Annotated in this window: 12 protein-coding genes and 2 tRNA genes; 4 read left to right on the top strand and 10 right to left on the bottom strand. The window is 63.1% G+C overall.

Annotated elements, in window-relative coordinates:
* The first annotated feature begins 96 nt into the window (after positions 1-96).
* Positions 97-1134: an acyltransferase family protein gene (locus D6B98_RS12475; protein ID WP_349644816.1), complete on the top strand. Its 1038-nt coding sequence runs from the start codon at positions 97-99 to the stop codon at positions 1132-1134.
* A gap of 41 nt (positions 1135-1175) precedes the next feature.
* Here the strand turns inward: D6B98_RS12475 and D6B98_RS12470 are convergent.
* The 7 genes from D6B98_RS12470 to D6B98_RS12440 form a co-directional block, all read right to left on the bottom strand.
* Positions 1176-1252 (bottom strand) — tRNA-Val (locus D6B98_RS12470).
* A 60-nt stretch (positions 1253-1312) separates the two neighbouring features.
* A complete protein-coding gene (locus D6B98_RS12465) occupies positions 1313-1717 on the bottom strand; it encodes a GFA family protein (protein WP_126257312.1) in 405 nt (134 codons plus the stop codon).
* 71 nt (positions 1718-1788) lie between these two features.
* On the bottom strand, positions 1789-4212 hold the full coding sequence (gene lon, locus D6B98_RS12460; protein ID WP_126257311.1) for an endopeptidase La: 2424 nt from the start codon (positions 4210-4212) through the stop codon (positions 1789-1791).
* A 324-nt stretch (positions 4213-4536) separates the two neighbouring features.
* The gene (gene clpX, locus D6B98_RS12455; RefSeq protein WP_018320118.1) at positions 4537-5808 is read right to left on the bottom strand and encodes an ATP-dependent Clp protease ATP-binding subunit ClpX; all 1272 of its coding nucleotides are present in this window, start codon (positions 5806-5808) and stop codon (positions 4537-4539) included.
* Positions 5809-6267: 459 nt separating this feature from the next.
* Positions 6268-6903 carry an ATP-dependent Clp protease proteolytic subunit gene (locus D6B98_RS12450; protein WP_126257310.1) on the bottom strand — a complete coding sequence of 212 codons (636 nt, stop codon included), beginning with the start codon at positions 6901-6903 and terminating at the stop codon, positions 6268-6270.
* A 282-nt stretch (positions 6904-7185) separates the two neighbouring features.
* A complete protein-coding gene (gene tig, locus D6B98_RS12445; RefSeq protein WP_126257309.1) occupies positions 7186-8547 on the bottom strand; it encodes a trigger factor in 1362 nt (453 codons plus the stop codon).
* A gap of 175 nt (positions 8548-8722) precedes the next feature.
* Positions 8723-8807: transfer RNA gene (locus tag D6B98_RS12440), tRNA-Leu, on the bottom strand.
* 154 nt (positions 8808-8961) lie between these two features.
* Between D6B98_RS12440 and D6B98_RS12435 the strand changes: the two genes are divergently transcribed.
* Positions 8962-10266, top strand: a complete 1305-nt coding sequence (locus D6B98_RS12435) for a multicopper oxidase family protein (protein WP_126257308.1) — start codon at positions 8962-8964, stop codon at positions 10264-10266.
* A 4-nt stretch (positions 10267-10270) separates the two neighbouring features.
* Here the strand turns inward: D6B98_RS12435 and D6B98_RS12430 are convergent, their stop codons facing one another.
* Complete coding sequence (locus tag D6B98_RS12430; RefSeq protein WP_126257307.1) at positions 10271-11770, bottom strand: NAD(P)H-hydrate dehydratase; 1500 nt, start codon at positions 11768-11770, stop codon at positions 10271-10273.
* Between the two features lie 380 nt (positions 11771-12150).
* Here D6B98_RS12430 and D6B98_RS12425 point away from each other — a divergent pair, with 380 nt between their 5' ends.
* Positions 12151-12489: a P-II family nitrogen regulator gene (locus D6B98_RS12425; RefSeq protein WP_007603495.1), complete on the top strand. Its 339-nt coding sequence runs from the start codon at positions 12151-12153 to the stop codon at positions 12487-12489.
* A gap of 151 nt (positions 12490-12640) precedes the next feature.
* Positions 12641-14050, top strand: a complete 1410-nt coding sequence (gene glnA / locus D6B98_RS12420) for a type I glutamate--ammonia ligase (RefSeq protein WP_126257306.1) — start codon at positions 12641-12643, stop codon at positions 14048-14050.
* Positions 14051-14848: 798 nt separating this feature from the next.
* On the opposite strand, the gene D6B98_RS12415 is transcribed toward glnA, so the two are convergent.
* Complete coding sequence (locus D6B98_RS12415; protein WP_126257305.1) at positions 14849-15988, bottom strand: asparaginase; 1140 nt, start codon at positions 15986-15988, stop codon at positions 14849-14851.
* Positions 15989-16314: 326 nt separating this feature from the next.
* Positions 16315-17919: a TRAP transporter large permease gene (locus tag D6B98_RS12410; protein ID WP_126257304.1), complete on the bottom strand. Its 1605-nt coding sequence runs from the start codon at positions 17917-17919 to the stop codon at positions 16315-16317.
* Positions 17920-17951: the final 32 nt, after the last annotated feature.

Raw genomic sequence — 17951 nt, 5'->3', positions numbered from 1 at the left:
AGACCCACTGTTCTAACTCGGGAAACATGGGGAAACCCTTTGAAATCCGAACGATCAGTCGGCATCGATTGCCTGCGCGCCATCGCGATCATCTGGGTGCTGCTCTTTCATTTTGTGCCGCTTCAGGTCTTCAATCGCGGTACGTTTGGCGTCCTGCTGTTCTTCATCATCAGCGGCTATTGCATCGCATTCAGCGTTGAGACCTCGCAATCGGCCTGGCACTTCTACGCCAAGAGGCTCGGCCGCCTGCTGCCGGCGCTGATCGTCTGCGGCTTCCTGACGACGCTGTTCAAGAATGTGATGCCCGATCTGGTCGAGCAAGGCCGTGGAGTGACTTGGTTCGACTACGTCTATACGCTGATATCTCTCCCGACTCTCAACGTCCTCCACGTCGATCATCATTTGCCCGACGGCGCCTATTGGTCATTGCAGATTGAGTTTCAGTTCTACCTCTTCTGCTTCGTGATGATGGCGCTGGGCCTCAAGCAACGGCTCGTGGCGTTGCTCTGCGTGGTGACCATATTCCGGACCCTGACCACCAGCACGGACTTCTACACCTCAAACGATTTCTTTCCGTTCTTCATTGCCGGCATGAGCGTCGCAGCTCTCGTCAGGGGGCGCAGGAGGGAGGCGATCATTGGAATCGCCGTGGCGTTCTCGGTCGAACTCTATCATCTGAATTTCAACGTCAAGCAGCCGTCGGTCGCAATCGAGATGTACCGGTCGCTGCTGCTATGGTCCGGCACGGCGGCCGTCTATCTTGCCGCGCGGTATGACCATGTCCTGCTTCGATCGCTTCGCGCCGTGGCCGTCCCCTTGGCCTTCATCGGCGTCATCAGCTATCCGCTCTACCTGCTTCATCAGGACATCGGGAATATGATCCTGCACTGGGCTCACATTGGCCGCGACCATAATTCGGCCCTGCTCGTTCGAGCCGTCGTGCTGCCAGGTTTCCTCGCTGGCATGGCTTGGCTGATCTTTGCACTTGTTGAGAAACCCGCGATCAAGCCGCTAACAGCGTTGCTGGCCAACCCGCTCGCTTGGGTTCGGCAATGGCAGCCGTCAGCGGCGCAAACCCGGTATCAAGCCGCCGCGGCCAGCGCAGACGTCGCGCGCGGGGAGCCGGTCGGGTAGATCCGATCCGCGCTGAATCGCAAGCGCACCGACCGGCAGATTGGTGGGCGGTCACGGATTCGAACCGCGGACCCTCTCGGTGTAAACGAGATGCTCTAACCAGCTGAGCTAACCGCCCTCGCCGCCTCTTTAGCCTCACAGGCCCCGGACGGGCAAGCGCGGAACTTCAGTCCCGGCCTCAATCCTGCGGCCGCCCCGGCAGCAGCGGCACCGCGTCGATCCACACCGCGGCCGACCGGCACCAGATCTGCCGGACGGGGCGCAGCTGGTCGCGCTGGCGGATAGAGCCCCAGCGGATGCCCCAATCGTCGGCCTGGTCGCCCTCGCCGCTGGTGAACAGCGGGGAACCGCAATCGGCGCAGAAGTGCTGGAAGCGCATCCGGCCGTTGTCGCCGCGCTTGCCGTAGATTTTTGGCGTGCCGGCGGTCAGGCGAATGTCAGCTCCCGAACAGATGGCCGTCACGCGGAACGGCGAGCCGGTCAGGGTCTGGCAATCGGTGCAATGGCAAACCGACACGGCTTCGGGGTCGATCTCGGCTTGATAGGTGATCCTGCCGCAATGGCATTGGCCGTCGATCTGCATCGCCCTCTCTCCCCTCCACCCCAAACAAAAACGGCGCCCGAAGGCGCCGTTTTATCATCTTTCGCTTCGGCCTAGTGAGCGGTCAGACCGCCGGCGGCCTCGTCGCCGTCGGGCTTCACCGTCACCTTGGTGTCCTCTTCCCAGACGATCGGCGTCGGCTTCTTCACCAACGCCTTGGCGATGACGTCGTCGAGGCGGGAGACCGGGATGATCTCCATGCCGCCCTTGATCGCATCGGAAATCTCCGTGAGATCCTTGGCGTTGTCCTCGGGGATCAGCACCGTCTTGATACCGCCGCGGGCCGCAGCCAGCAGCTTCTCCTTCAGGCCGCCGATCGGCAGCACGCGGCCGCGCAGCGTGATCTCGCCGGTCATCGCGACATCGTGGCGGACCGGGATGCCGGTCATGACCGAGATGATCGCGGTGGCCATCGCGACACCTGCGGACGGACCGTCCTTCGGCGTCGCGCCCTCCGGCACGTGCACGTGGATGTCGCGCCGGTCGAACAGCGGCGGCTCGATGCCGTAGTTGATCGCGCGCGAGCGGACATAGGACGCCGCCGCCGAGATCGACTCCTTCATCACATCACGCAGATTGCCGGTGACCGTCATCTTGCCCTTGCCGGGCATCATGACGCCTTCGATCGTCAAGAGCTCGCCGCCGACGTCGGTCCAGGCAAGGCCGGTGACGATGCCGACCTGCGCCTCGCTCTCGATCTCGCCGAAGCGGTACTTCGGCACGCCGAGCAGCTCTTCCAGAGTCTTCTCGGTGACCTTGACCGACTTCTTCTTGGAGATCATCAGCTCCTTCACCGCCTTGCGGGCGAGTGTGGAGAGCTCACGCTCCAGATTACGCACGCCCGCTTCGCGGGTGTAGCGGCGGATCAACAGCAGCAGCGCGTCGTCGTCGATCGAGAACTCCTTGGAGTCCAGGCCATGCTTGGACACCGCGTTCGGGATCAGATGCTTGCGCGCGATCTCGACCTTCTCGTTCTCAGTGTAGCCCGCGATCCGGATGATCTCCATGCGGTCCATCAGCGGCCCCGGAATATTGAGCGTATTCGCGGTGGTGATGAACATCACGTTGGACAGATCGTAGTCGACCTCGAGATAGTGGTCGTTGAAGGTCCCGTTCTGCTCGGGGTCGAGGACCTCGAGCAAGGCGGAGGACGGATCGCCGCGGAAATCGGCGCCCATCTTGTCGATCTCGTCCAGCAGGAACAGCGGGTTGGACGACTTCGCCTTCCGCATCGACTGGATGATCTTGCCGGGCATCGAGCCGATATAGGTGCGGCGGTGACCGCGGATCTCGGCCTCGTCGCGCACGCCGCCGAGCGAGACGCGCACGAATTCGCGCCCCGTCGCCTTCGCGATCGACTTGCCAAGCGAGGTCTTGCCGACGCCGGGAGGTCCGACGAGGCACAGGATCGGGCCCGTCAGCTTGTTGGCGCGCGACTGCACCGCGAGATACTCGACGATGCGTTCCTTAACCTTCTCGAGCCCATAGTGATCCGAATCCAGGATGGCCTGCGCAGCCTCCAGATCCTTCTTCACCTTGGACTTCTTGTTCCACGGAATCGACAGCAGCCAATCCAGATAGTTGCGCACGACGGTCGCTTCCGCGGACATCGGCGACATCTGGCGCAGCTTCTTCAATTCATGCTGCGCCTTCTCGCGCGCTTCCTTGGAGAGCTTGGTCTTGGAGATCTTCTCTTCGAGGTCGGCGAGCTCGTCGCGACCGTCGTCGTCGCCGAGTTCCTTTTGGATCGCCTTCATCTGCTCGTTGAGATAATACTCGCGCTGGGTCTTCTCCATTTGTCGTTTGACACGAGAACGAATCCGCTTCTCGACCTGCAGCACCGAGATCTCGCTCTCCATCAGGCCCAGCACCTTCTCCAGGCGCGTAGTGACCGACAGCGTCTCCAGGATGCCTTGCCGATCCGCGATCTTGACCGCGAGATGCGAGGCAACGGTGTCGGCGAGCTTGGCGAAATCGGTAATCGCCTGCACGACGCCGACGACCTCGGCCGAGATCTTCTTGTTGAGCTTCACATAGCTCTCGAAGTCGGACACGACCGAGCGTGCCAGCGCCTCCGCCTCGACCGACTTCGCATCGGTGTCGGCGAGCGCGACGGCCGTCGCCTCGTAATAATCGGCGCGATCGGTGTATTTCGACACGCGCGCGCGCTCGAGCCCTTCGACCAGCACCTTCACGGTGCCGTCGGGAAGCTTCAAGAGCTGCAGCACGCTGGCGAGCGTCCCGGTCTCGTAAATGGCATCGGGCGCCGGATCATCGTCGGACGCGTTCTTCTGCGTCGCGAGCATGATCAGCGCATCGTTCTTCATCACCTCCTCGAGCGCGCGGATCGACTTCTCGCGACCGACGAAGAGCGGAACGATCATGTGCGGGAAGACGACGATGTCGCGCAGCGGCAGCACAGGATAGGCGTGCGTTTCGCCATGGACGATGGTTGGCCGGGTTTTTGGATTAGTCATGGCCTTTTCCTTTTGCTTTGCCCCCTTGCACGCAGCCCGCCATGCTCATGCGCAACCGCCACAAGGTGCCGAGGTGATCCGCAAGACCGGTCGGTCCTCTACGAGTTGGACCGGCTCGCCGGATCGGAACTGAGGCGAATCTGGAAGAGAATTCTCGCTCGCCGCCGACATTAGGTGGCTATCGACCCGGGGGGTGTCAAGTCATTGAAAAACGCGCGCCATCAGGCGCTTACGCAACGCGGTAAGCGACGCAACACCGGCTGCGGAGATATTCTTCCGCAGCCCGACTTGAAGGTACGATTGGAGCGTTCCAGCGCCGCCAGATCAGGCGCTGGCGTTCTCGACGGCGCGATCGGACCGATCGGCGTAGATGTAGAGCGGACGCGCCGTGCCTTCCACGACTTCGCGGGAAATCACGACTTCTTCCACACCTTCCAGACCCGGCAGGTCGAACATGGTCTCGAGCAGGATCGCTTCGAGGATCGAACGCAGGCCCCGCGCGCCGGTCTTGCGCTCGATCGCCTTGCGGGCGACCGCGCCAAGCGCCTCGTCGGCGAAGGTCAGCTCGATGTTCTCCATCTCGAACAGCCGCTGGTACTGTTTCACCAGCGCGTTCTTCGGCTCGGTGAGGATCTTCTTCAGCGAGGTCTCGTCGAGGTCCTCGAGCGTCGCCACGACCGGCAGACGGCCGACGAACTCGGGGATGAGGCCGTACTTCAGGAGGTCCTCAGGCTCGACGTGACGGAAGATCTCGCCGGTCCGGCGGTCTTCCGGCGCCATCACCTGGGCGGCGAAACCGATCGAGGTCGACCGTCCGCGCGCGGAGATGATCTTCTCGAGGCCGGCGAACGCGCCACCGCAGATGAACAGGATGTTGGTGGTATCCACCTGCAGGAACTCCTGCTGCGGATGCTTGCGGCCGCCCTGCGGCGGAACCGACGCCACCGTGCCTTCCATGATCTTGAGCAGGGCCTGCTGCACGCCCTCACCCGACACGTCGCGCGTGATCGAGGGATTGTCGGACTTGCGGCTGATCTTGTCGATTTCGTCGATGTAGACGATGCCGCGCTGAGCCCGCTCGACATTGTAGTCGGCGGCCTGGAGCAGCTTCAGGATGATGTTCTCGACGTCCTCACCGACATAGCCGGCCTCAGTCAGCGTCGTCGCATCCGCCATGGTGAACGGCACGTCCAGAATGCGGGCGAGCGTCTGCGCAAGCAGCGTCTTGCCCGAACCGGTCGGACCGATCAGCAGGATGTTCGACTTCGCGAGCTCGACGTCGTTGTGCTTGGTCTGGTGGTTGAGGCGCTTGTAGTGATTGTGCACCGCGACCGACAGGACCTTCTTGGCATGGCTCTGGCCGATCACGTAGTCGTCCAGGACCTTGCAGATTTCCTTCGGCGTCGGAATGCCGTCGCGCGACTTGACCAGCGAGGACTTGTTCTCCTCGCGGATGATGTCCATGCAGAGCTCGACGCACTCGTCGCAGATGAAGACCGTGGGACCCGCGATCAGTTTGCGGACTTCGTGCTGGCTCTTGCCGCAGAACGAGCAATATAGCGTGTTCTTGGAGTCGCTCGTGCCGACCTTACTCATTCATGTCTCCGTCCGCGGTTCGATCCCGTTCCGCTCGATCGCTCCATTCCGACACGACGGTCGGCATGTAGCTTAAGTAGAGCAAATTCCGTACCAAAAAAGACCCTACGCATTACATCCCGTGCGAATCACGGTCGCTCGATTCTCCGCGATCATAGCCGATCAATCGTAGCCAACCATGCTGTCACCCGACTATCAAGAATTCGCTAATCGGGGGCCGCCGGCTACCCGTGACAATACCGTGATTTCCGGTCTTGGCACGGGCGAAGTGACCGAAATCACCACGGCGTTGCTGGATTGCCACGAAAAACAAGCACGAAAGCGGAACTTTCTGCCTGTCGCAGGTCGGAAAACTGCGTTTTGCAACGCGCGCACGCGACCATAGCGTGAACGTCGCCTGATGGTGACAGGCGATCTTCCCAAGGGGTTGCCGAGGGATCGCCGTCCACCCCAGTAGTGTTACTGGGTCTTCGCCGGCGCGGGTTCCTCAGCGCGCTTTTCGATGACCTTGTCGACCAAGCCGAAGTCCCTCGCGTCGTTGGCGGTGAGGAATTTGTCGCGTTCCAGCGCGTCCTCGATCGTCTTGTAGGTCTGGCCGGTGTGCTTCACGTAGATCTCGTTGAGCCGCTTTTTCAGGTTCAGGATTTCCTGGGCGTGCAGCATGATGTCGGTGGCCTGGCCCTGGAAGCCGCCGGAGGGCTGGTGCACCATGATGCGTGAATTCGGCAGCGAGAAGCGCATGTCCTTCTCGCCGGCGCAGAGCAGCAGCGAGCCCATCGAGGCCGCCTGCCCCGTGCACAGCGTCGAGACCGGCGGACGGATGAACTGCATGGTGTCGTAGATCGCAAGGCCCGACGTCACCACGCCACCCGGCGAGTTGATGTACATCGAGATTTCCTTCTTCGGATTTTCCGCTTCAAGGAACAAGAGCTGTGCGACGATCAGCGTCGACATGCCGTCCTCGACCGGGCCGGTCACGAAGATGATGCGCTCCTTCAGGAGGCGCGAGAAGATGTCGTAGGCGCGCTCGCCACGGTTGGTCTGCTCGACCACCATGGGCACGAGGTTCATGTAGGTTTCAACCGGATCGCGCATGAGTCACCTAGGGTTTTCGGAGACGGCCATCGCCGGGCAAGGCTGCCAGCTTGGCTGGAACTGCCGGACGGGCGAATGGACGTCCTGTGATGCAGGAACTTGGGTAAGAGGTAGAAGGCGTATCGACAGATATAGCCCAATTCGCTCCTGACAAGTGCGGCGCGCATTAAGGCTTAATCCGTCGGGCAGTTGACGCTGATTCGCACAAAGAGGCCCAGCCGGCCATCTGGCTAGCTGGGCCTCTTCGCTGATCATCCTTAACAGATGGCTCTCTCAAAGTCCTCAGGCCGCGGTCTTTTCCGCCTCGTCGTCCTTGTAGAGGTCCTCGCGCGAGACCTTCTTCTCGGTCACGTTGGCGAGCTCGAGGATGAAGTCGACGACCTTGTCCTCATAGATCGGTGCACGAAGCTGGGCCAACGCCTGGGCGTTGCTGCGGTAATAGTCCCAGACCTCCTTTTCGCGGCCCGGCATCGAGCGCGCGCGCTCGATCACGGCGCGGCCGACCTCGTCATCCGTGACGGTGATCTTGTTCTTCTCGCCGATCTCGGAGAGCACGAGGCCAAGCCGCACGCGGCGGTCGGCGATCTTGCGGTACTCTTCCTGGGCCTTGTCCTCGGTGGTGTCCTCGTCGGCGAAGGTCTTGCCGGCGGAAGCCATCTCGGCCTTGACCGAATTCCACATCAGATTGAACTCTTCATCGACCAGCGAGGGCGGCGCCTCGAAGCGATGCGCTTCGTCGAGGCGGTCGAGCAAGGCGCGCTTGACGCGCTGGCGCGTCGCGGTCGCGAACTCGGCAACCAGACGCTCGCGCGCGGCTTCCTTCAGCTTGTCCAGCGATTCCAGGCCAAGCGTCTTGGCGAACTCGTCGTCGATCGCAACGTCCTGCGGCGCCTCGATCGAGGTTGCGGTGGTCTCGAACTCGGCCGGCTGGCCGGCAAGCTTGTCGTTCATGTAGTTCTTCGGGAACGACACCTTCAGCGTGCGGGTCTCGCCGGCGCCGATGCCGATCAGCTGCTCCTCGAAGCCCGGAATGAAGGTGTTGGAACCGATCGCGACCTGGATGCCCTCGCCGGTGCCGCCCTCGAAGACTTCGCCGTTGATGGAGCCCTTGAAGTTGATGGTGACGCGGTCGCCGGATTCGGCCTTGGCGCCCTCGGCCTTCGCGGCATAGGTGCGGTTGCTGTCGGCGATGCGCTTGATCGCTTCGTCGACGTCGGCGTCGGTGACTTCGGCGACGGGCTTCTCGACCTGGAAGGTCTTGAAGTCGGCGAGCGCGATCGCCGGCACCACCTCGATCGCGACCGTGTAGGTCAGGTCGGTCTTGCCGCTCAGGAGCTCCTCGACCTCGGCCTGCTCGCTCGGCATGGTGATCTTCGGCTCGGTCGCAAGGCGGAAGCCGCGCTCGGAGAACAGCTGCGTGTTGGTGTCGCGGATGGTCTGGTCGATGGTCTCGGCCATCACCGAGCGGCCGTAGACCTTTTTCAGGTGCGAGACCGGCACCTTGCCGGGACGGAAGCCGTTGATGCGGACCTTGTCCTTGAGGTCAACGAGCTTGGCGCCGGCCTTGGCGTCGAGATCAGACGCGGGAACGCTGATCTTGAACTCGTGCTTCAAACCTTCCGAGAGGGTCTCTGTGACCTGCATGGCGTCCAATCTTCTTCTCGTTCGGTCCCGGCGCGCATGCGTCGGGACGCTGTCATTAATCGATCCGGCGCAAGGCAAACGCCTCAATGCCGGTGCTGCATCGGACCGGCTCCCAGCGGACAAGACATCCGCGCGAAAGCAGGTCCTCGTAATCCGTGCAAACGCGATAAGCGCTTGGTGCGGGCGGAGGGACTCGAACCCCCACAACTTTCGTCACTGGAACCTAAATCCAGCGCGTCTACCAGTTCCGCCACGCCCGCGTGAAGTTGCATCAAGACCGGCCGCGATGCCGCGGGCGGCCGGGCTTATAGCATGTGCCTGACTGTTCGCAGCAAAAAAATGGTCTGATGGCGGCAGGCTTCAAGTAGGCACGATGGCTGGACTTATCCAGCGCGGCGTGGTCCGGATCGCCCCATGAAACCGCGGATCTTTGACCCCAATCGGCGCGAGGTTCTGGCCGGGCTTGGCGCTTCCGCGGCCGGGGTCCTGGCGGGCGGAGCAACCCCGCCTGTGACCGCCCAGCTTGCCCTTCAGGCAAGGGCGTCAACCCTGGCTCTCAGACCCGGTCAGCCGGCAACACCAATCTGGGAGCTGGCCGCCGTCAGCCACCTCCAGGACGTCCGGCTCAAGCGCGGCGACCGTTGCGAGGTGGTGTTTCGAAACGACCTGCCTGTGCCGCTTGCCCCAGTCTGGTACGGCCTCAATGGCCCCGCTACGGCCGACCCGCTGCGGGGGCGCGCGCCCGCGCCATCGAATGCGGTCGAAACATCAATTGTTTCAATACCTCATGCCGGAACCTTGCTGGTCGACTTCCGCCTGTTCGAGGACAGCCTGAAGCAGCCCGCGCGCCCGCTTCCGATCCTGGCGGCCGAGACCAGCCCGCCCGTCGTCGACCGTGACCAGGTGCTGTTGATCGAGGAATGGCGCCTGCGCCCCGATGGCACCGCTGTCCCGCCGGGCCAGGATCCAAAGGACGCGACGGCGCTCTATACGATCAACGGTCAGACTTCATTCGAACTCTCAGGCCTGGGCCATCAACGGCTGCGGCTGCGCTTTATCAACGGCTCGCAACGTACTGTGCTGGCTGTCAAACTGGAAAGCCACGACGTCCGCGTGCTGGCCTTGGACGGGCAGCCCGCCGAGCCGTTCTCGGCGCGCAACGGCGCCCTGGTGCTGGCGCCCGGAGCACGGGCCGACGCCTTCGTGGATGCGGCCGTATCCGCCCGGTTCCTGCTGCATGACGGCACGGCGGCGCACCAGGTCGGCAGCCTCAAGATCTCAGATCAGCTGGCGCGGCGCGTTGCGCTGGCGCCGCCGCAGCCGCTCGCTCCGAACGACCTTCCCGAGAAGCTCGATCTGAGAGGCGCCCTGCGGTTCGATGTCGCGCTCGGCGCGCCCGACGCCGGCTGGGCCCGGCCGGTGAACTTCTCCACGGCCTCCGCACCCGCCTTCCGGGCCAAGACCGGCCGCACCGTCGTGCTTGCCCTGAAGAACCCCGGCTCTGTCACCACCGTGCTCCACCTGCACGGCCACCCCTTCCGCCTGCTCGACAAGCTCGACGACGGCTGGAAGCCGTACTGGCTCGACACGCTGGCGATGGAGCCGGGCCAGACCCAGCGCGTCGCCTTCGCGGCGACCGCGCCCGGCCGCTGGCTGCTCGAATCCGTCGCCACCGACTGGGCCGCACCGCGGCTGGTGCGCTGGTACGCGGTGGAGTGAGCGCTCAGTATTCGATGCCCAGCGCGGAATAGATCCGCCGGTGCACCGCCGGCAGCGTCTCGGTGAGATCCTCCGCGATCAGTCCCGGCCCGGCTTCGCTTGCCGCCTCGCCATGCATCCAGACGCCGATGCTGGCGGCTTCGAACGCCGGCACGCCCTGCGCCAGCAGCCCTGCGATGATGCCGGACAGCACGTCACCGGCGCCGGCGGTGGCGAGCCAGGGCGGCGCGTTGGCGGCAATGGTGGCGCGGCCGTCGGGGGCGGCGATCGTGGTGTCCGGCCCCTTCAGCAGCACGACGGCTCCGGAACGCTCGGCGGCGGCGCGCACCCGCTCCAGCTTGGAGCGGCCCGGAAATTTGTTGCTGAGATCCGAGAACAGGCGCGGAAACTCGCCTTCGTGCGGCGTCAGCACCACCGCATTGTCCTGTGAGGACTTGATCGATTCGAACAGGCGCTCGGGGGTTGCGGCAAAGCTGGTCAGCGCGTCGGCATCGAGCACCAGACGACGCTGCGCGCTCAGCGCGGTGTGGACGAGATCGCAGGTGCGCTCACCGATGCCCGCGCCGGGACCGATGATGCAGGTGGTGTAGCGCTTGTCGCCGAGCAGCTCGCCGAACTCGACGACGGTGTCGACGGGGCGCACCATCACCGCCGTCAGCGCAGCCGCGTTGATCGCGAGCGCATCGCGCGGGCTCGCCAGCGTCACCAGGCCCGCCCCTGCCCGCAGCGCGCCGCGCGCGGCGAGCCGCGCGGCCCCGGTCGCGGCCGCATCGCCGGAGACCGCCAGCACATGCCCGCGCGCGTATTTGTGGCCATCGATGCGCGGCACCGGAAAGGCGGCGCCCCAGAGATCCGGATCGTTCTCGAAGGTCTGCGGCGCGATCTCGTCCAGCACTTGCGCCTCGATGCCGATGTCGGCGACGCGCACCCGGCCGCAATGCATCCGGCCCGGCAGCAGCAAATGCGCCGGCTTCTTGCGGAAGAAGGTGACGGTCTCGGTGGCGTTCACCGCAGCGCCCATCAATGCGGCGCTGGTGCCGTTGATGCCGCTCGGCAGATCGACCGCGAGCACCGGGGCACCGTTGGCGTTGATCGCCTCGATCATCGCACGCGCCTCACCATCGACGGGGCGGCTGAGACCCGCACCGAACAGCGCATCGATGATCAGCGCAGGTCTTCCGATCGCCTGCGGATTGAACGGGAGCACCGGGTGCTTCCAGCCGCGCGCGGCGGAGGCCGCATCGCCCTGGAGCTGGTCGCGCTCGCACATCGGGATCACAGAGACCTCCCGCCCCTGGGCGGCGAGCTCGGCGGCTGCGACAAAGCCGTCACCGCCATTGTTGCCGGGCCCGGCCACGATCAGGATCGGCCCCTCCTCGACCAGCGCCTGGGCGGCCTCGGCGACCGCCTGGCCCGCGCTCAGCATCAGCTTGAAGCCGGGCGTGCCGGCCGCGATGGTGAGCTGGTCGGCGCGCTGCATTTCGGCGTTGGTCAGAACTTCCATGCCACTTCCCTATACAATCGCCTTTTCAACAGGCAGCTTCGGCGCCGCTCCGACGCAGGGAACAACGAACTGCACATATATTGAACCGTTTGCCTATTCCGTAGTCTTCGGTATTTTGTGCAGATTGGCGCCACCACTCAGAGATGCTCGTTAAAAGGCTGATAACGCTCCAATAATCAGGGCATTTGCAACTTGGCATAGACCCTGCTTTCGAGGAAGCCGCTTCGGTTCGTCGTGCTCACTGGCATTTCTCAGGGTGTCGCCGGCCGTTGGTGCCGGACAGGTCAGGGCTTCCGGCATAGCGAAGACAAGATCGTGCGTTAGAGAAGCGCATCCTGACGAAGACGTTGCTATTTGATCGAAAGGCCGGGAGGCGCGCAGTGAAGAAAATCGAAGCCATCATCAAGCCATTCAAGCTCGACGAGGTGAAGGAAGCGCTTCAGGAAGTCGGCCTTCAGGGCATCACGGTGACCGAGGCCAAGGGCTTTGGCCGGCAGAAGGGGCACGCCGAGCTCTACCGCGGAGCAGAATACATCGTCGACTTCCTGCCCAAGGTGAAGATCGAGATCGTGATCGGCGACGATCTGGTCGAGCGCGCCATCGACGCGATCCGCCGCGCCGCGCAAACCGGGCGCATCGGCGACGGTAAGATCTTCGTCTCCAACATCGAAGAGGCGATCCGCATCCGAACCGGCGAATCCGGGCTGGACGCTATCTGAGCCGGGTGCTATCCCGCACTTTGCGACACTCCGACTAGAATGAAGGCTGCTTCGGCGGCCTGATTTCGTTTGTGCGGTCGCGCAAAACTCGCCTGAGCGAGAATAATTTTGCTCATCTGGAAACCGACCCGCAGAGCCAAAAGGGGTATGCATGAAGACCGCCAAAGACGTCCTGAAATCGATCAAGGACAACGACGTCAAGTACGTCGACCTGCGCTTCACCGATCCGCGCGGCAAGTGGCAGCATGTGACGTTCGACGTCACCATGATCGATGAAGACATCTTCGCCGAAGGGACGATGTTCGACGGCTCCTCGATCGCCGGCTGGAAGGCGATCAACGAGTCCGACATGTGCCTGATGCCCGATCCGGTCACCGCGACGATCGACCCGTTCTTCGCCGAGACCACCATGGTCATCACCTGCGACGTGCTCGAGCCGACCACCGGCGAGCCCTACAACCGCGACCCCCGCGGCATCGCCAAGAAGGCCGAGGCCATGGTGAAGTCGATGGGCGTGGGCGACAGCGTGTTCGTCGGCCCCGAAGCCGAGTTCTTCGTGTTCGATGACGTGCGCTATTCGGCCGACCCCTACAAGACCGGTTTCCGGCTCGACTCCTCGGAGCTGCCGACCAATTCCGACACCGAATATGAAGGCGGCAATCTCGGCCACCGCATCCGCACCAAGGGCGGCTATTTCCCCGTTCCCCCGCAGGATTCTGTGCAGGACATGCGCTCCGAGATGCTGGGGGCCATGGCCAAGATGGGCGTCAAGGTCGAGAAGCATCACCACGAGGTCGCTTCCGCCCAGCACGAGCTCGGCATGAAGTTCGACACCCTGACGCTGATGGCCGACCACATGCAGATCTACAAGTACTGCATCCATCAGGTCGCGCACATCTACGGCAAGACCGCCACCTTCATGCCGAAGCCGATCTTCGGCGACAACGGCTCGGGCATGCACGTGCACCAGTCGATCTGGAAGGACGGCAAGCCGGTGTTCGCCGGCAACAAGTACGCCGACCTGTCGGAGACCTGCCTGCACTACATCGGCGGCATCATCAAGCACGCCAAGGCGATCAACGCCTTCACCAACCCCTCGACCAACTCCTACAAGCGTCTGGTCCCGGGCTATGAGGCTCCGGTGCTGCTCGCCTATTCCGCGCGCAACCGCTCGGCCTCCTGCCGCATCCCCTACACCGCTTCGCCCAAGGCCAAGCGCGTCGAGGTGCGCTTCCCCGATCCGATGGCCAATCCTTATCTCGGCTTCGCCGCGATGTTGATGGCCGGCCTCGACGGCATCAAGAACAAGATCGATCCGGGTCCGGCGATGGACAAGGACCTCTACGACCTGCCGAAGGAAGAGCTGAAGCAGATCCCGACGGTGTGCGGCAGCCTGCGCGAGGCGCTCGAGAACCTCGACAAGGATCGCGGCTTCCTCAAGGCCGGCGGCGTGTTCGACGACGACTTCATCGACGCCTACATCGAGCTGAAGATGACCGAGGTCGCCCGCTTCGAGATGACCCCGCACCCGGTCGAGTTCGAGATGTACTATTCGGGCTAAGCGGCCTGAACTGTCTGCGACCAGCAAAAGGCGCCCCGAACGGGGCGCCTTTTCGTTTGGGGGACCGGAGGGTGGGTTAGCCTCGCAGATGTGCGAAGCGCGCGTCTGCGGCGCGTAACCCACCTCTTCCGTCTTTCCGGGCACGAATAGCGGTGGGTTACGCCTTCGGCTAGGGCGTGTACTCATAAAGGCGCAGACGTCGGCTTTTGGAGTCCAAGCAGAAATTTTCTGCTCAATCAGAGTATCGCCGGTTTTGACCCAAACCAGCCGTCGTCACACGCGCCAGCGGCAAGGTACCACATACTATAGTGGAAGGTTGTGCGCGGCGGTTAATACACGCTTAGACTTGGTTGAGTTATGGTAGTATGGTCGTTGCTGCCTGCTAACCTGAGGCCATATGAGTCTGTGGTACTTTTTGAGCGACTGGTTCGCAGGTGTCCCAACCCTTGGAGTGCTGTTCAAGCGGTTCATGATCAATGTTGCATGGGCATGCATCCTCCTCTTTGTAATGATAATTCTTCAGCTTCCCGCTGAATACGCAGCTGTCGTTTACTTTGGTGTCCTTGTTGCGAACTGCGTGATGGGGATTGTTTTTGCATTTCAGCGCGCGCAAATGCGTGATTGAGCGACGCCCATTCTGCCCATAGCCGACCTTCTGCCCGTTTCCGCCAATTTGTCCGCTTGTGGCCCTTCTCGGACCTCGCGCGATGTCCGCTCCTGCTCCGCTGTTGGAGAATAAGCGGACATCGCAAATTTATGAGTACACGCCCTAACCAACCCTACGCGTCGCGACCCGCCTCACCACGTCGCCGTGAACGCCTTCTGCAGCTCGGCCGGCACCGTCACACCGCTCGCGATCAGCAGCTGGGCGAGAACGCGCGCCTTCTGCGGATTGAGGTCCTCGGAAACGACGAAGCCGTTCTTGTCGTCGTCGACCTCGACGTTCCTCGTGACGAAGCCGGAGCGGACGCGCGTGGAGCGCACGACCATGATGCCCTTCCTGGCCGCGGCTTCGAGTGCATCGAGCGCCGGCTTTGAGGTGTTGCCGTCGCCCACCCCGGCCAGCACGATGCCCTTGGCGCCACGCTTGATGGCGTCCTCGATCGGGACGGCGTCCATGTTGGCGTGCGAGTAGACGATCTCGACGCGCGGCAATTGCTCGCCCGCCGGCAGCGGATAGGTCGCGCGCCTGAAGCTCGCGGTCTGGGTCATGAACCGAATGCCGCCGGCGGTGTCGACATAGCCGACCGGTCCGTCATTGGGCGAGCCGAACGTCTCGACGCTGGTGGTGTTGGTCTTGGTGACCGAGCGCGCGCCCTGAATCTTGTCGTTCAACACGGCCAAAACGCCGCGCCCGCGCGAGCGCGGATCGGCAGCGACCTGCACGGCTTCATAGAGATTGCCGGGGCCGTCGGCGCTCACCGCCGTGGCCGGCCGCATCGAGCCGACGATCACCACCGGCTTGTCGCCGCGCACCACATTGTCGAGAAAGAACGCGGTCTCCTCGAGCGTGTCGGTGCCATGGGTGATGACGATGCCGTCCGCTTCGTTCTTGTCGAAAGCGTCCTGGATGCGACGGGCCAGCGCAAACCAGACCTTGTCGTTCATGTCCTGGGACCCGATCGACGAGATCTGCTCGGCATTCAGCTTCGCCAGCTTGTCCAGGCCCGGGACGGACTGCATCAGCTGCTCGCCCGTGATCTGGCCCGATTTGTACGCCCCCGTCGCACGCGCGTCGGCCTGGCCCGCGATGGTGCCGCCCGTCGCAAGAACGAGTATGCGCGGCAGGCCGCCAGCCGAAGCATCCTTGCCCGGCTCCGCAGCCTGCGCTGCCGCGCCGATGCAGCCAGACCAGAGCACGAAAGCCATCAGAGGAATGGCAAGTGCCGATCGTCGGCCAGGCCCGTGAAGTGCTGATGTGACGGCGTCGCTGGTCATCGAATGTCTCCTGCTGTCCCGGGCAGACAATTCGAAGCCGCGCAATGGGGCCGAAGATGGACGGCACACGCAGGGCGGGTAGAGTCCTGGCAAGACATCATCTCGCCGGCCGTATCGGGATGCGCCCCGCATCGGACCCGTCAGCTTTCGTTCTGCATCTGACTCCACTTCGTTCTCAAAGAACAAATCAGAGCCGCAAATATCAGGCCGGACCAATTCCTACTGATTGGTTTATCTCGTCCGAGATTTGGAATGCCGATTGAGTGTATGGCGCGGTCGGCACGTCGCCGGACCGCGCCTGTCACCCCGCGCGCAGAGCCATCTCCTCAATTCTTCGGCTGGCCGAAATCGAGCGGCGGCGGCATCTCGATGTCCGGAATTTCGATCTTGATCTTGTCCAGATCCACCTTCCTGGGAGCGTCCAGCAATCCGGTGACCGTGATCGGGAATGCAATGACGACCGCAACCATAATCGCCTGCAGGCCGATCCAGGGCATCGCGCCCCAATAGATGTCCGAGCTCTTGACCTCCTTCGGCGCCACGCCCCGCAGGTAGAACAAGGCAAAGCCGAAGGGAGGATGCAGGAAGGAGGTCTGCATGTTGACGCAGAGCATGACACCGAACCAGATCAAAGCGGCGTCCGCGCCGACGACCGGCGTCAGCAGCTTCTGCGCGATCGGCGCGATCATCGGAATGATGATGAAGGCGATCTCGAAGAAGTCGAGGAAGAACGCGATGAAAAAGATGAACAGGTTCATGAAGATCAGGAAGCCCCACACGCCTCCCGGCAGCGACGTCAGCATGTGCTCCAGCCAGACACCACCGTTGCAACCGAGAAAGACGATCGAGAAGCAGGTCGATCCGATCAGGATGAACGTCACCATGCAGGTGATGCGCATGGTGGTCTCGTAGCCCTGCTTGACCAGGCTGCGCAGGTCCGGAATCCTGACCGCCTCGATGCAGACCCAGGCGACCGCGAGATAGGCGATCGCGAAGGCGATCTTGAACGCCAGATTCGGCGTGAAATAGATGCCGATGATGGTGCCGACGCCCGCCGCCGCAACGCCGACGAGCAATATCTTGTGTCCGGCCGAGCTGAAATCCTTGTGATGGATGACGGCGAGAACGATCGCGCCGACCGCGCCCATCGCGCCTGCTTCGGTCGGGGTGGCGAGACCGAGCATCATCGTGCCGAGCACCACGAAGATCAGGACGGCGGACGGAATGATGCCCAACAGGCATTTGCGCCAGAGCGCCCAACCCGTGAGCGTCCTTGCTTCCTTCGGCACTGCCGGAACGTGGCCCGGCTTGATCAAGCTCAGGACAAACGTGTAACCGGCGAACAGGGCGATCTGGAGGATCGATGGGCCCCAGGCGCCCAGATACATATCGCCAACCGACTTCCCAAGCTGATCCGCGAGCACGATCAGGACCAGCGAGGGCGGCACCAGCTGGGTAATGGTGCCGGAGGCCGCAAGCACGCCGGTGATGTAGCGCATGTTGTAGCCGTAGCGGATCATCACCGGCATCGAGATCAGCGCCATCGCGATCACCTGCGCCGCCACGGTGCCCGTGATGGCGCCGAGGATGAAGCCGACGATGATCACGGAATAGCCGAGACCGCCGCGAACGGGCCCGAACAACTGCCCCATCGAATCCAGCATGTCCTCCGCGAGGCCGCATCGTTCGAGGATCGAGCCCATGAACGTGAAGAATGGGATTGCGAGCAGCAGCTCGTTCGCCAGAACGCTGCCGTAGATGCGCTCCGGGATCGCCTGGAGGAAGCTGAACCCGAAAAACCCTTCGTGGATTGCGAGAAATCCGAATGAAAGGCCGAGCGCGGCCAGCGTGAAGGCGACCGGATATCCGATCAGCATGGCCAGGACCAGCCCGCCGAACATCAGCGGCGGCATCATCTCAAGCGTGATCATTGGGTCGGCCGCTCGTATTTCGCCTCGATGGT

Origin of the sequence: Bradyrhizobium sp. LVM 105 (assembly GCF_003957705.1) — a bacterium.
Taxonomy (GTDB): domain Bacteria; phylum Pseudomonadota; class Alphaproteobacteria; order Rhizobiales; family Xanthobacteraceae; genus Bradyrhizobium; species Bradyrhizobium frederickii.
The sequence above is the reverse complement of the archived record's forward strand: the minus strand, read 5'-3'. Positions and strand labels throughout refer to the sequence as shown.

Excerpts from the sequence above, each read along its gene's own strand:
- D6B98_RS12465 (WP_126257312.1), bottom strand. The coding sequence starts at position 1,717 with ATGCAGATCGACGGCCAATGCCATTGCGGCAGGATCACCTATCAAGCC.
- lon (WP_126257311.1), bottom strand. The coding sequence starts at position 4,212 with ATGACTAATCCAAAAACCCGGCCAACCATCGTCCATGGCGAAACGCAC.
- clpX (WP_018320118.1), bottom strand. The coding sequence starts at position 5,808 with ATGAGTAAGGTCGGCACGAGCGACTCCAAGAACACGCTATATTGCTCG.
- D6B98_RS12450 (WP_126257310.1), bottom strand. The coding sequence starts at position 6,903 with ATGCGCGATCCGGTTGAAACCTACATGAACCTCGTGCCCATGGTGGTC.
- tig (WP_126257309.1), bottom strand. The coding sequence starts at position 8,547 with ATGCAGGTCACAGAGACCCTCTCGGAAGGTTTGAAGCACGAGTTCAAG.
- D6B98_RS12435 (WP_126257308.1), top strand. The coding sequence starts at position 8,962 with ATGAAACCGCGGATCTTTGACCCCAATCGGCGCGAGGTTCTGGCCGGG.
- D6B98_RS12430 (WP_126257307.1), bottom strand. The coding sequence starts at position 11,770 with ATGGAAGTTCTGACCAACGCCGAAATGCAGCGCGCCGACCAGCTCACC.
- glnA (WP_126257306.1), top strand. The coding sequence starts at position 12,641 with ATGAAGACCGCCAAAGACGTCCTGAAATCGATCAAGGACAACGACGTC.
- D6B98_RS12415 (WP_126257305.1), bottom strand. The coding sequence starts at position 15,988 with ATGACCAGCGACGCCGTCACATCAGCACTTCACGGGCCTGGCCGACGA.
- D6B98_RS12410 (WP_126257304.1), bottom strand. The coding sequence starts at position 17,919 with ATGATCACGCTTGAGATGATGCCGCCGCTGATGTTCGGCGGGCTGGTC.